The sequence below is a fragment of the Allobacillus saliphilus genome (genome assembly GCF_018138385.1).
GTDB lineage: Bacteria > Bacillota > Bacilli > Bacillales > Alkalibacillaceae > Allobacillus > Allobacillus saliphilus.
In genome coordinates this window covers 1-13,188 of record NZ_JAGSIE010000010.1, presented here as the reverse complement: position 1 = coordinate 13,188, position 13,188 = coordinate 1, and the positions used below count along the sequence as shown (strand labels likewise).

Sequence of the window (13,188 nt, the reverse complement as noted above, 5' to 3'; positions counted from 1 at the left end):
TACTAAGTGTCAATCCTTACTGGTTGATTTTTAGTTGATAGATGATATATTTAACAATTGGAAATCTAGGAAGCGTTACATGAGGAGGTGACTGGATTGGTCGATGAAAATAACATTGAAAAAGATAACATCGTAACAGACCCAGAAGATCATTTCGATGAAGTGATTAAAGAGGAAAATGAAAAAAATGAAGATACAAATCAAGTAGAAAACGAAACCGAAGAGTCACGAGATGCTAATTCGGAAGAAAATCAATCTGAACTCAACCAGTTAAAGGATGAGAATGCTGATTTAAATGACCGTCTCCTTCGTTTGCAAGCAGATTTTGATAACTACAAGAGAAGAATGAAAAAAGAAAAAGAGATGGATTTAAAATATAAATCCCAAGAGCTTGCTACAGAAATCATCCCTGTGTTGGATAACTTTGAACGGGCACTTCAAACCGGTGCTGATCAAGAGAATGTTGCTTCATTTGTTGAAGGAGTTGAAATGGTTTATCAACAACTCCAACAGGCTTTGGAAAAAGTCGGTGTTACTGAAATTGAAGCAGAGGGAAAAGAATTTGACCCTACCATCCATCAAGCTGTGATGCAAGTTGAAGAAGATGGATATGATTCAAACCAAGTAATTGAAGTGCTTCAAAAAGGATATCAGTTAAAAGATCGTGTGATCCGACCGGCGATGGTTAAAGTTAACCAATAAAAATAAACCAAAACAAACAGTATGCAAGGAGGATTTTTTTATGAGTAAAATTATCGGAATTGACTTAGGAACGACAAACTCTGCCGTAGCCGTAATGGAAGGCGGAGATGCTACAATCATTGCAAACCCTGAAGGAAACCGTACAACACCATCTGTAGTTTCCTTTAAAAATGGTGAGCGTCAAGTAGGTGAAGTCGCAAAACGTCAAGCGATCACGAATCCTAACACCATTCAGTCCATTAAACGTTATATGGGAACAGACCACAAGGAAGAAGCAGAGGGTAAAGAATACACCCCACAAGAAGTCTCTGCGATTTTACTTCAGCACTTAAAATCATATGCAGAAGAATATTTAGGTGAAACCGTTGAAAAAGCAGTCGTCACAGTACCTGCATATTTCAATGATGCTGAAAGACAAGCAACAAAAGATGCTGGTAAGATTGCTGGCTTGGAAGTAGAGCGTATCATTAACGAGCCAACTGCTGCTGCATTGGCATACGGAATTAACCAAGATGACGATCAAACTGTTTTGGTTTATGACCTTGGTGGTGGTACGTTTGACGTATCTATTCTAGATATCGGTGATGGAACATTTGAAGTTGTTTCAACTGCGGGTGACAATCGTCTAGGTGGAGATGATTTTGACCAAGTCATTATTGATCATATGGTTCAAGAATTCAAAAAAGAAAACGGCATTGATTTATCTCAAGATAAAATGGCAGTTCAGCGTTTGAAAGATGCTGCTGAGAAAGCGAAGAAAGATCTTTCTGGTGTAGCACAAACACAAATTTCTCTACCATTTATTACAGCAGGAGAAGCAGGACCACTTCATCTAGAAATGACACTAAGCCGTGCGAAGTTTGAAGAACTATCTGCTGGATTGGTTGAGCGGACAATGAAGCCAACTCGCCAAGCATTAAATGATGCGGATATGAAAGCTTCAGACATTGATAAAGTACTATTGGTCGGTGGTTCCACTCGTATTCCAGCAGTACAAGAAGCGATTAAGAAAGAAATTGGAAAAGAGCCTTCAAAAGGCGTTAACCCAGACGAAGTTGTTGCACTAGGCGCAGCAATCCAAGGTGGCGTGCTTCAAGGAGACGTTAAAGACGTTGTACTATTGGACGTTACACCACTTTCACTTGGAATTGAAACAATGGGTGGAGTATTCACTAAGCTGATTGAACGTAACACAACGATTCCAACAAGTGAAAAACAAGTATTCTCTACTGCGGCTGATAATCAAACAGCAGTTGATATTCACGTCCTACAAGGTGAACGTGAAATGGCACAATACAACAAGACACTTGGCCGTTTCCAGTTAACGGATATTCCACCAGCACCACGTGGTATTCCGCAAATTGAAGTATCTTTTGATATCGATGCAAACGGCATTGTAAACGTAAGTGCAAAAGATTTAGGCACAAACAAAGAACAATCCATTACAATCAAATCTTCTTCAGGTCTATCCGATGATGAAGTTGAACGTATGGTAAAAGAAGCAGAAGAAAATGCTGAAGAAGATAAAAAACGTCGTGAAGAAGTAGAGCTACGCAACGAAGCTGATCAACTCGTATTCACAACGGATAAAACGATTAAAGATCTAGGCGAACAAGTTTCAGAAGATGAGAAGAAGAAAGCTGAAGAGCTTAAAGAAGAATTGAAGTCTGCTCTTGAAGGCGAAGACCTAGATGCAATCAAAGAGAAAAAAGAAGCACTAGAGCAAGAGGTACAGAACCTCAGCGTGAAATTGTATGAGCAGGCAGCACAGCAAGCTCAACAAGAAGGCGGCGAACAGTCTCAAGATGACAACGTTGTAGACGCTGAATATGAAGAAGTTCAAGACGATGAAGAGAAAAAATAAGCTTCATGTGTAAAAGGTTTAAAAAAAGTCAAAGTCAACTTACTGGCTTTGGCTTTTTTTAAGGTGATTTTCTCTATATCTAGCAACACGTTTGTCATCTGTATTTCAGATAAACTAGAATGAACCAAGTTTTAAATAATAAGCCAAGCTAAAATCGGTCATCGAAACCGACTTTACATTGCAGAAGGAAATCATCTAATGTTATGATAAATTTTATGTTATACGATGCAGGAGAGTGGTCTCATGAGTAAAAGAGATTATTATGAAATCTTGGGGGTCTCTAAAGATGCCTCTAAGGACGAAATTAAAAAGGCTTATCGAAAATTAGCGCGAAAGTACCATCCTGATGTGAATAAAGAAGAGGATGCGGCTGATAAATTTAAAGAAGCAAAAGAAGCATATGAAGTTCTTGGCAATGAACAGAAGAGAGCACAATATGACCAGTTTGGCCATGCGGGTACGCAAGGAGGCCAAGGTGGCTCTGGTGCTGGCGGCTTCGGAGCAGGAGGATTCGGTGGCTTCGAGGACATTTTCGATATGTTCTTCGGAGGTGGCGGACGTACAAGAGATCCGAACGCTCCTCAAAAAGGTCAAGACCTTCAATATACGATGGAACTTGATTTTGAAGAAGCTGTCTTTGGAAAAGAAACAGCTATTCATATACCGAAAGAAGAAACATGTGATACGTGTGAAGGTTCCGGTGCGAAGCCTGGAACGAATGTAAACACTTGTCCACACTGTCAAGGAACAGGTCAGTTGAATGAAACACAGGATACGCCTTTTGGCAGAGTCGTCAACCGCCGAGCTTGTCATTATTGTAGCGGAACAGGAAAACAAGTAGAGCAAAAATGTTCAACTTGTGGTGGTAAAGGTTCTGTGCGCAAAAGAAAGAAAATAGAGATTAATATTCCAGCAGGAATTGACGATGGTCAGCAAATTCGAGTTAGCGGGGAAGGAAATCCTGGCGAAAACGGAGGACCACCGGGAGACTTGTTTGTCGTCATTCGAGTCAAAAACCATGAGTTCTTTGAACGCGATGGCGATGATATCCTTTGTGAAATGCCAATCACTTATGCGCAAGCTGCACTTGGTGATGAGGTAGAAGTTCCAACAGTTCATGGCAAAGTTAAGTTCAAAATACCAAGTGGAACACAAACAGGCACACATTTCCGTCTAAAAGGAAAAGGTGTACCGAATGTTCACGGTTATGGTCAAGGCGATCAACATATTCTAGTGAAAGTAATGGTTCCAAAACAATTAAATGATCGACAAAAAGAACTGCTTAGAGAACTACATGAAATGGAAAGTGACGAAACGCTAGATGAACATCATGACAATTTGTTTCAACGAATGAAGAGAGCCTTTAAAGGTGATTAATAAAGTTGTAAAAGAAAGTTGGCGATTCATTGATGACATGGTCAGAGATTAAGATACACACAACAAATGAAGCAATTGAAGCTGTTTCTCATATATTCCAAGAAGCTGGGGCAAGTGGTGTTGTGATTGTCGATCCGCAAGACTTATATAAAGATCATGTTACCTTATACGGTACAATCTATGAGCTAGATGCTTCAAATTATCCCGATGATGGCGTATATGTAAAATCTTATTTACCAACAGATGATTCACTGGCTGAAAAAGTGTCTTTCATCAAGCAGTCGATCAGTGAATTGCCAAACTTTAATATACCAATTGGGCGGAATGAAGTGACCATCTCGGAAGTTCATGAGGAAGATTGGTCAACAGCATGGAAGAAATACTATAAACCGGTTAAAGTGTCTGATCATATCACAATCAAACCGACATGGGAGGATTATCAACCATCGTCGAACGAATTGATTATTGAATTGGATCCTGGAATGGCATTTGGCACAGGAACACATCCAACAACGGTTTTAAGCTTGCAAGCATTGGAACGTTTCTTAAAACCAAACAATCTTGTACTCGATGTCGGATCTGGTTCAGGCATTCTCAGTATAGCTGCAGCAAAGCTAGGTGCTTCACACGTTTATGCGTTCGATCTGGACGAGGTAGCAGTTACAAGTACACAAAACAACTCGACATTAAATCAGACAGATGAGTTGATTACCGTACAGAAGAATGATTTATTGAAAAACGTTCAATATGAACCAGATGTCATCGTATCCAATATTTTAGCTGAGATTATCATTCAGTTGACTGAAGATGCTTTTCATTTGTTAAAACCAAATGGACTCCTGATTACTTCTGGAATCATCCAGAAAAAGAAACAAGAAGTCTTAAATGATTTAACAGAAAAAGGTTTTCAAGTTATTGAGACGAAAGAATTAGATGATTGGGTTTCAATCGTCGCACAGAAACCGAACGCAACGAAAAAGGGTCTGAAATAATATGCAAAGATACTTTGTATCCTCAGAAGACATAAAAGGAAATATCATTACCATTCAAGGTGATGATCGACACCACATGGTGAATGTTATGCGTTTCCAACCTGGAGACAAAGTGATTATTTGCCAACCAGATGAAAGTACTCACATAGGTGCAATCGAGCATATTCATGCAGAGGAAATTACAATTACGCTACTGGAAGAATTAGATGAACAGAAAGAGTTGCCAATAACGGTCACTGTAGCGCAAGGCATGCCTAAAGGCGATAAGCTTGAGTTAATTGCACAAAAAGGCACAGAGCTCGGCATGCACGCGCTACTACCTGTTCAAATGGATCGTTCGATTGTTAAATGGGATGGAAAAAAAGAAGCGAAGAAGCGAGCTCGTTTAGAGAAGATTATGAAAGAAGCTAGTGAGCAATCGCATCGAACCATCATCCCGAACATACTACCATTGATATCTTTACGAGAGCTGGATCTTCAGCAATATGATTACTGTTTGATCGCGAATGAAACAGAAGCTAAGCAAGCAGATCATTCTTCGACTTTTCGAGAAGTTCTTGGTAAAATAAATAAAAATGATCAAATACTAGTGATTATTGGTCCAGAAGGTGGATTTTCTGAAAAAGAATTAGCTTTTTTTGATCATGATCATGTGTATTCGATTCGACTTGGAAAACGTATTTTACGGACGGAGACAGCGCCATTATATGTACTTGCTGCTTTGTCTTTTTATTTTGAAGAATGGAGTTGATCGTGTGACGACCGTTGCTTTTCACACCTTAGGTTGTAAGGTCAATCATTATGAAACAGAAGCCATTTGGCAATTTTTTAAAGAGCATGATTATGAACGTGTTGATTTTGACCAGCATTCAGATGTCTACGTCATCAATACATGCACGGTAACGAATACAGGCGATAAAAAAAGCCGACAAGTCATTCGTAGAGCAGTACGTAAAAACCCAGAAGCCGTCATTTGTGTAACAGGTTGTTATGCACAAACCTCTCCAGATGAAATTATGCAAATTCCCGGAGTGGATATCGTTGTCGGTACGCAGGATCGTAAGAAGATGCTCGAGTACATCGAAGTTTATAAAGAAGAAAGACAGCCGATTAATGCGGTTAAAAACATTATGAAAAATCGCGTCTTTGAAGCGATGGATGTACCTGAATTCACTGACCGTACACGTGCTTCTTTAAAAATTCAAGAAGGATGTAATAATTTCTGTACGTTTTGCATTATTCCTTGGGCAAGGGGCTTAATGCGCTCCCGTCCACCAGAGGATGTCATCAATCAAGCGCAACAACTTGTTGATGCCGGATATCAAGAGATTGTACTAACAGGTATTCATACAGGCGGATATGGAGAAGATTTAGAAGACTATAATTTAGCTGCTTTGCTTCGTGATTTAGAAAGTAAAGTCGTCGGCTTAAAGCGGATTCGAATTTCCTCCATCGAAGCGAGTCAGATTTCTGATGAGGTGATTGAAGTGCTTGATCAATCGAAGAAGATTGTGCGTCACTTGCATATTCCACTACAATCAGGGTCTGACACCGTCTTAAAACGTATGCGAAGAAAATACACAATGGAGTTCTATCTAACCCGAGTCCAAAAAGTAAAAAAAGCCTTACCTGGTCTAGCGATTACTTCAGACGTCATTGTTGGTTTCCCTGGTGAAACGGAAGAAGAATTTATGGAAACCTATCGTTCGATTCAGGAAATTGGCTTTTCAGAGTTACACGTCTTTCCATATTCTCAAAGAACCGGTACACCTGCAGCGCGAATGAAGGATCAAATCGATGACGAAACAAAAAATGACCGTGTTCATCGACTCATCGAGCTATCCGACCAGCAAGCGAAAGAATATGCTTCTCTTTTTGAAGGTGAAGTGTTAGAAGTCATTCCAGAAGTTCCATATAAAAAAGATCCAGACAGTGGTTTGTATGAAGGCTATTCAGACAACTATTTAAAAGTTGTGCTTGAGTGTTCTCCAGATATGATTGGAAAAGTAGTGAAAGTAAAAATCACAGAAGCAGGTTATCCTTATAATAATGGACAATTTGTCCGTGTGATGGAAGACGATGAAGTGTATAACAAAGTAATCAGTTCATAAAAGGAGTAGATGTAAATGGACCAAAATATCGCTGGAATGATTGACCACACATTGTTAAAGCCTGAAGTTCAAGCAGAACAAATCAATCAAATATGTGAAGAGGCAAAAGAATATAAGTTTGCTTCCGTCTGTGTAAATCCTACATGGGTCGCACATTGTCATGAGCTATTGAAAGATTCCGATGTCAAAGTTTGTACAGTGGTCGGTTTCCCATTAGGTGCAACAACATTAGAAACAAAAGTATTTGAAGCAAAACAAGCTGTTGAAAATGGCGCAACTGAAATAGATATGGTTATTAATATCGGATCACTAAAAGATCATCGTTTTGAGGAAGTTGAAACGGAAATAAAAGAAATCGTAGAAGCTGTAAAAGGTCGAGCGATTGTCAAAGTGATTATTGAAACAGTCTTATTAGACCAGGATGAAAAAGTGAAAGCATGCGAGCTAGCTAAATTAGCTGGTGCTGATTTCGTCAAAACGTCCACTGGATTTGCTGGTGGAGGAGCAACTGTTGATGATGTCCGTCTCATGCGTCTGACAGTCGGCCCTGAAATGGGTGTCAAAGCATCTGGTGGTGTTCGTAACCTAGAGGATGCCAATGCAATGTTAGATGCAGGAGCGACTCGAATAGGCGCATCTGCAGGTGTAGATATAGTAAATGGTCAAGAAGGTCAATCTAGTTACTAAGTGAATTGCATAAAAAAACTCAAAAAGCTCGAACGGTTTGAATCTAAAATCGTTCGGGCTTTTGATTGTTTTGTTGTTTGTTAAAAAAATTCGAGCTTATTTAAGTTGTGAGCAACGAATTATCAGCAGTCAGCCGCGTTTTTTCAACAGTTAGCACCCCTTTATCAACAGTCAGCCGCGTTTTTTCAGCAGTTAGCAACCCTTTATCAGCAGTCAGCCGCGTTTTTTCAACAGTTAGCAATCCTTTATCAGCAGTCAGCCGCGCTCTATCAACAGTTAGCAATCCTTTATCAGCAGTCAGCCACACTTTTTCAACAGTTAGCAACCACTTATCAGCAGTGAGTCGAACTTCTTCAACAGTCAGCTGCAGTGCCCCCATTAAGTTGATCATGAGTGTCCACGTACAGATTAAGCAAATCAATCTTAATTCAAATAGTAATCTAGCTGGCTCTTTGTTTTTTTATATTCTTTTGGGTAACAGAGTTTGACCAACTGGCTTGGCGTAAATAAAGCTCTTCTAGTAGACGGGCAAAAGGTTTGTGTAAAATGAAAATCAACAAACCAACAGATAAATTGTATAAGAACGCTAATAATATAATTTGTTGGCCTGGATGGTCAGAAATAGCTGATACCGTGTTTACAAATACTTGTCCGATCCCCGGGTAGAAAAATACAACACTTCCAATTACATTAATCCAAATGTGAATATACGCAATAATTCTAAGCTTCGGCTTGTGGCTAAGACCAACGAGTATGACGGTTAAGCAAGTCCCTATATTGGCACCGAGTAGCAAGTAGTAGATATCCAGTAACGGAATCGAGCCGCCACCTGAAAAACTGATAAGAATTCCTGTGAAAGCAGTAGAAGACTGAATAATGGAAGTGATTGCAGCCCCGAATAAAAGCAGAATGAATGGATGGTCAATTTGTCCGTTTTGGATAGCCATATACGAATTTTTAGGAATTTGGTTTGATAATTGCTCAAGTCCCCCTAATGCACTGAATACAACACCCATGCCAAATAAAATAGTACCGATAAAAAATATGTTACGCTTCTGACTAACTAAACATATGAAGCCGATCAATAAACAAGCAATCATTAAATGTTCATTATTCCAAATGAATAACTGAGCAGTTAAGGTTGTCCCAATATTAGCTCCAATGATGAAACAAATAGCAAACGGAATACTCAGTCGGTATGCTGCGTAAAAAGAAATTAATAAAGCAATTGAAACAGAGCTACTTTGTAGTAGAAGTGTCAGCAAAAAGCCCATTAGCAAGCCAGCGTAGATCGAAGGATTAGGCCGGACGGATTTTATCGTCTGCATACTGATATTTTCGAAACCAACGCGCATGAGCAAAATTCCAAACAAAAATATTCCAATATACGTAGCAATCATCAAAATCATGAGATACATAGCGTTCCTCCCCGTTACATTTTATGCTTGTTCGATGAATACATGACTGTTTTAGAAAGAGTTCATTGACCTGGGGAAGAATTTTTAATATAATAACCAAAGATGTACACGAGCTGTGTGCATTGTTTCACTTTTTTGGTTTAGCTGGAGGGAGGGTTGAGCATGTCTAATAATACAACTCGCGTTAGAAAGAATGAGACTATTGAGGATGCTCTTCGACGCTTTAGACGATCCGTTTCAAAAAACGGTACATTGTCTGAGTATCGTAAGCGTGAATATTATGAAAAGCCTAGTGTAAGACGTAAGAAAAAATCAGAGGCTGCACGGAAGCGTAAAAAATAAAAGAGGGTGTAAGCGTTCATGTCATTGCTTGAACAATTAAACGCTGATATGAAAACAGCGATGAAAAACAGAGAAAAAGAAAAATTGACTGTTATTCGAATGGTTAAATCATCTTTGCAAAATGAAGCGATCAAAAAACAGGCTGACTTGACTGAAGAAGAAGAGTTACAAGTTTTAAGTCGCGAAGTAAAACAAAGAAATGATTCCCTCCATGAATTCCGAAAAGCTAACCGTGAAGATTTGGCCGAACAGATTGAAAGCGAGTTGGCCATTATTCAAGCTTATATGCCAGAGCAGTTATCTGATGAAGAATTAGAAAAAATCATCCAAGAAACGATTGATGAACAACAAGCTACTTCCAAAAAAGATATGGGGAAAGTAATGAGTGCAGTGATGCCGAAAGTTAAAGGCAAAGCTGACGGTTCAAAAGTCAATCAATTCGTAATGAAACATTTACAATAAAAAGATAAAACCCAATTTGGTGGGATTTTCCATCAAATTGGGTTTTTCATTATGCTTTCGATGAACAATTTAATTTGGTAGTTGATATGAAAAGCGAGATTCTTCTGGTTTTCATACCAGGTGAAACTGATCTGTTCAAGCAAACCTAATAAATTTTACATTTTTTTAAAACATGAAACTTCTGATTGTTCTTAGACGTATATATAGTAGAATAGTAATTAACCGTCTGAAAAGTCTGGAAGAAGGGAGTGAAATGAATGCGAAAAAAATTTTTGGCGGTTTTCATATTCACTTTGTCATTCCTATGGATCAACCAAGCATCAATTTTTGCAAATGATGAGCAGGAAGCATCTACATCCGTGTATGTAATTCCTGTTGAAAATGAAGTTGAACGGGGATTGGTTGCTTTTCTCGATCGTAGTATCAAAGAGGCAGAGGAAGAGTTTGCCGATCAAATCGTTTTTGAGATTAACTCACCCGGTGGAAGAGTAGATTCAGCAGGAGATATTGCAACATTGATATCAAGTACAGACATACCAACCGCAGCTTACATTGTTAATGAAGCCTTGTCAGCAGGTTCATACATAGCTTTGCAAGCAGATGAAATCTATTTTAAACCTGGAGCAACAATGGGAGCCTCTGGCGTCATTACTGGGGATGGAAATGCAGCAAGCAAGAAAGCACAATCAGCATGGATTGCAGCGATGACGTCTGCAGCCGAGAAAAATGGAAGGGACCCATTGTATGCGCAAGCCATGGCGGATCCAAGTATCGATTTACCTGAATATCGTGCTGGAGAAGGTGAATTTCTGACATTGCGTGCACAGGAAGCTCTCGAAGTGGAATATGCAGAAGGCATTGCATCTGACCGCCAAGAGCTATTTGAAAAAATGGAAATCACCAATCCAACTGTCACAGAGACCAATCCAACTTTTTCTGAGAACTTAGCAAGATTCATTACGAATCCGGTTGTCGTCCCAATCCTATTATCAATTGCAAGTATCGGCTTGATTGTCGAGCTATATTCACCAGGTTTTGGTGTTGCTGGCGGAATGGGCGTTGCTGCTCTATTTCTTTTCTTTTACGGGCACCTTGTAGCGGGATTAGCTGGATATGAATCTTTAGTGCTCATGCTTGCAGGTATTGTTTTAATTGTATTGGAAATATTTTTACCGAGTGGTATTCTTGGAATTGTCGGTGGAGGAGCGATTCTCGGTGCCATGCTGACTTCAGGAGCCGACATGGGTCATATGGCTTTCAGTATCGGGATTGCTTTATTGGTTGCAATGATTTTGGCAATCATTCTATTTAAAAAGATTGATACCGATAAAGGAATCTTTCGTCATATTGTGTTAAAAGACCAAACGTCCACGGAAAAGGGTTACATTTCAAATGTAAACCGTATGGAGTTAATAGGGAAGGAAGGAACAGCCCTAACTTATTTACGTCCATCAGGGACAGCTGTGTTTGATGAAGAACGACTCGATGTCGTTTCAGAAGGTTCTTTTATTGCACAAGGTTCAATCATTAAAATTGTCAAAGTTGAAGGTTCGCGTTTAGTTGTTAGAGAAGTAAAAAAAGAAGATTAATTTTATAGGAGGAATTTTAATATGGAATTTCAAGAATTATGGCCTTTATTGCTCGTAGCACTAATCATTATCGCTGTGGCGATTTTGTTCACGTTTGTTCCAGTAACACTCTGGATTAGTGCATTAGCTGCAGGTGTTAGAATCAGTATCTTTACATTAATCGGTATGCGCTTACGTCGAGTTGTTCCTAAGATGGTCATTAATCCATTGATTAAATCTCACAAAGCAGGACTTGATGTAAATACTAACCAGCTAGAGAGTCACTATTTAGCCGGGGGTAACGTTGACCGTGTCGTCAATGCTTTGATTGCGGCTCAACGTGCTAACATTGAATTAAGTTTTGAGCGTTGTGCAGCCATCGACTTGGCTGGTCGTGACGTTTTAGAAGCTGTACAAATGAGTGTTAACCCGAAAGTTATTGAAACACCGTTTATCGCAGGTGTTGCAATGGATGGTATTGAAGTAAAAGCAAAAGCTCGAATTACAGTACGTGCTAACATCGACCGCCTTGTCGGTGGTGCCGGTGAAGATACGGTTATCGCACGTGTCGGTGAAGGTGTCGTTAGTACAATCGGTTCTTCAGAAAGTCATGGTAAAGTATTAGAAAATCCAGACAGAATTTCTAAAAATGTTTTAGGTAAAGGGTTAGATGCTGGAACAGCATTTGAAATCTTATCCATTGATATTGCAGATGTTGATATCGGTAAAAACATTGGTGCGATGTTACAAACAGATCAAGCGGAAGCGGATAAAAACATCGCGCAAGCGAAAGCAGAAGAAAGACGTGCGATGGCAGTTGCTCAAGAACAAGAGAACATTGCCAAAGTTCAAGAAATGCAAGCACAAGTGGTTGAAGCGGAAGCACTTGTTCCGCAAGCACTTTCTGAAGCACTTCGTAGCGGGAATATGGGTGTCATGGATTACGTCAACTATAAAAACGTAATGGCCGATACGGATATGCGAGATATGATTAGCAAGATCAGTAAAGATGATCAAAATCATGATAATGACTCGAAATAATAATCTGCTCGCCAAAGGAGTGTGAATCCTTTTGGAAGGAATTTTAGATGCGATATTCAGTAATATTTTCATAATTATGGCACTGTTGGCTGGGTTATTTGGATTCTTTAAAAATGAAGATGATAAAAAAGACCACGATGAACGGCCAACACGAGATAACCCAACTTCAAAACAAGAAACAAGCGAAAAGCAAACGATTAAAGAACGTTTTGAAACATTTAAGCAGGAAGTGGAAACGACTATTTCTGACGTCCAATCGGATTCGTCAAATGAATGGTATCAAGCGTTAGAGGATTCGCAGAAAAGAAGAGAGGAATCGCTCGAAGATACAGCTGAGCGTATGGTGACAAGTGATAAAATTAAAGCAGGATCTATTGTCCCAAGCGATCATCGTTCCACGACGCGTATTTCAGTAAAAGAAAACTTAAATAAAAAAAGACTGGTTGAAAGCTTGATTATGAGTGAAGTACTTGATCAACCTAAATCGACTCGTCGAAAACGACAAGCATAATTGTTTCGACCCATCTATTCAATAAGGAATAGATGGGTTTTTTGTTTGCCCGGCATGGGTGAATTCTAACGGGTGAAAGTCCCGAGTGTGACCTGGTAGCGGTAAGCACATAG

Annotated in this window: 14 protein-coding genes; 12 read left to right on the top strand and 2 right to left on the bottom strand. The window is 39.4% G+C overall.

Annotated features, from left to right (window positions below; genetic code table 11):
• Positions 1–87: 87 nt before the first annotated feature.
• The 7 genes from grpE (at position 88) to deoC (ending at position 7,733) form a co-directional block, all read left to right on the top strand.
• On the top strand, positions 88–702 hold the full coding sequence (gene grpE, locus KC820_RS04140; protein ID WP_377862682.1) for a nucleotide exchange factor GrpE: 615 nt from the start codon (positions 88–90) through the stop codon (positions 700–702).
• Between the two features lie 40 nt (positions 703–742).
• Positions 743–2,566, top strand: coding sequence for a molecular chaperone DnaK (gene dnaK / locus KC820_RS04135; protein WP_212368401.1), 1,824 nt, complete (start codon positions 743–745; stop codon positions 2,564–2,566).
• Positions 2,567–2,809: 243 nt separating this feature from the next.
• Positions 2,810–3,943: a molecular chaperone DnaJ gene (gene dnaJ / locus KC820_RS04130; RefSeq protein WP_212368398.1), complete on the top strand. Its 1,134-nt coding sequence runs from the start codon at positions 2,810–2,812 to the stop codon at positions 3,941–3,943.
• A gap of 32 nt (positions 3,944–3,975) precedes the next feature.
• Positions 3,976–4,935 (top strand): 50S ribosomal protein L11 methyltransferase, encoded by a 960-nt coding sequence (gene prmA / locus KC820_RS04125; protein ID WP_212368395.1) that lies wholly within the window; start codon positions 3,976–3,978, stop codon positions 4,933–4,935.
• A 1-nt stretch (position 4,936) separates the two neighbouring features.
• On the top strand, positions 4,937–5,686 hold the full coding sequence (locus KC820_RS04120; protein ID WP_212368392.1) for a 16S rRNA (uracil(1498)-N(3))-methyltransferase: 750 nt from the start codon (positions 4,937–4,939) through the stop codon (positions 5,684–5,686).
• 4 nt (positions 5,687–5,690) lie between these two features.
• On the top strand, positions 5,691–7,046 hold the full coding sequence (mtaB, locus tag KC820_RS04115; RefSeq protein WP_212368389.1) for a tRNA (N(6)-L-threonylcarbamoyladenosine(37)-C(2))-methylthiotransferase MtaB: 1,356 nt from the start codon (positions 5,691–5,693) through the stop codon (positions 7,044–7,046).
• 15 nt (positions 7,047–7,061) lie between these two features.
• A complete protein-coding gene (deoC, locus tag KC820_RS04110; RefSeq protein WP_212368387.1) occupies positions 7,062–7,733 on the top strand; it encodes a deoxyribose-phosphate aldolase in 672 nt (223 codons plus the stop codon).
• 100 nt (positions 7,734–7,833) lie between these two features.
• On the opposite strand, the gene KC820_RS04105 is transcribed toward deoC, so the two are convergent.
• Both KC820_RS04105 and KC820_RS04100 read right to left on the bottom strand, forming a co-directional pair.
• Positions 7,834–8,124, bottom strand: a complete 291-nt coding sequence (locus KC820_RS04105; protein ID WP_212368385.1) for a hypothetical protein — start codon at positions 8,122–8,124, stop codon at positions 7,834–7,836.
• Between the two features lie 49 nt (positions 8,125–8,173).
• Positions 8,174–9,151: a Na/Pi symporter gene (locus tag KC820_RS04100; RefSeq protein WP_212368383.1), complete on the bottom strand. Its 978-nt coding sequence runs from the start codon at positions 9,149–9,151 to the stop codon at positions 8,174–8,176.
• A 162-nt stretch (positions 9,152–9,313) separates the two neighbouring features.
• Between KC820_RS04100 and rpsU the strand changes: the two genes are divergently transcribed.
• The 5 genes from rpsU (at position 9,314) to KC820_RS04075 (ending at position 13,075) form a co-directional block, all read left to right on the top strand.
• The gene (gene rpsU / locus KC820_RS04095) at positions 9,314–9,493 is read left to right on the top strand and encodes a 30S ribosomal protein S21 (RefSeq protein ID WP_144087509.1); all 180 of its coding nucleotides are present in this window, start codon (positions 9,314–9,316) and stop codon (positions 9,491–9,493) included.
• An 18-nt stretch (positions 9,494–9,511) separates the two neighbouring features.
• Complete coding sequence (locus KC820_RS04090; RefSeq protein WP_144087508.1) at positions 9,512–9,955, top strand: GatB/YqeY domain-containing protein; 444 nt, start codon at positions 9,512–9,514, stop codon at positions 9,953–9,955.
• Between the two features lie 257 nt (positions 9,956–10,212).
• Positions 10,213–11,544: an NfeD family protein gene (locus KC820_RS04085; protein WP_212368381.1), complete on the top strand. Its 1,332-nt coding sequence runs from the start codon at positions 10,213–10,215 to the stop codon at positions 11,542–11,544.
• A 21-nt stretch (positions 11,545–11,565) separates the two neighbouring features.
• Positions 11,566–12,564, top strand: coding sequence for a flotillin-like protein FloA (floA, locus tag KC820_RS04080; RefSeq protein WP_144087506.1), 999 nt, complete (start codon positions 11,566–11,568; stop codon positions 12,562–12,564).
• 31 nt (positions 12,565–12,595) lie between these two features.
• Complete coding sequence (locus KC820_RS04075; RefSeq protein WP_212368379.1) at positions 12,596–13,075, top strand: hypothetical protein; 480 nt, start codon at positions 12,596–12,598, stop codon at positions 13,073–13,075.
• Positions 13,076–13,188 lie beyond the last annotated feature (113 nt).

Excerpts from the sequence above, each read along its gene's own strand:
- dnaK (WP_212368401.1), top strand. The coding sequence starts at position 743 with ATGAGTAAAATTATCGGAATTGACTTAGGAACGACAAACTCTGCCGTA.
- dnaJ (WP_212368398.1), top strand. The coding sequence starts at position 2,810 with ATGAGTAAAAGAGATTATTATGAAATCTTGGGGGTCTCTAAAGATGCC.
- prmA (WP_212368395.1), top strand. The coding sequence starts at position 3,976 with ATGACATGGTCAGAGATTAAGATACACACAACAAATGAAGCAATTGAA.
- KC820_RS04120 (WP_212368392.1), top strand. The coding sequence starts at position 4,937 with ATGCAAAGATACTTTGTATCCTCAGAAGACATAAAAGGAAATATCATT.
- deoC (WP_212368387.1), top strand. The coding sequence starts at position 7,062 with ATGGACCAAAATATCGCTGGAATGATTGACCACACATTGTTAAAGCCT.
- KC820_RS04105 (WP_212368385.1), bottom strand. The coding sequence starts at position 8,124 with ATGATCAACTTAATGGGGGCACTGCAGCTGACTGTTGAAGAAGTTCGA.
- KC820_RS04100 (WP_212368383.1), bottom strand. The coding sequence starts at position 9,151 with ATGTATCTCATGATTTTGATGATTGCTACGTATATTGGAATATTTTTG.
- rpsU (WP_144087509.1), top strand. The coding sequence starts at position 9,314 with ATGTCTAATAATACAACTCGCGTTAGAAAGAATGAGACTATTGAGGAT.
- KC820_RS04090 (WP_144087508.1), top strand. The coding sequence starts at position 9,512 with ATGTCATTGCTTGAACAATTAAACGCTGATATGAAAACAGCGATGAAA.
- KC820_RS04085 (WP_212368381.1), top strand. The coding sequence starts at position 10,213 with ATGCGAAAAAAATTTTTGGCGGTTTTCATATTCACTTTGTCATTCCTA.
- floA (WP_144087506.1), top strand. The coding sequence starts at position 11,566 with ATGGAATTTCAAGAATTATGGCCTTTATTGCTCGTAGCACTAATCATT.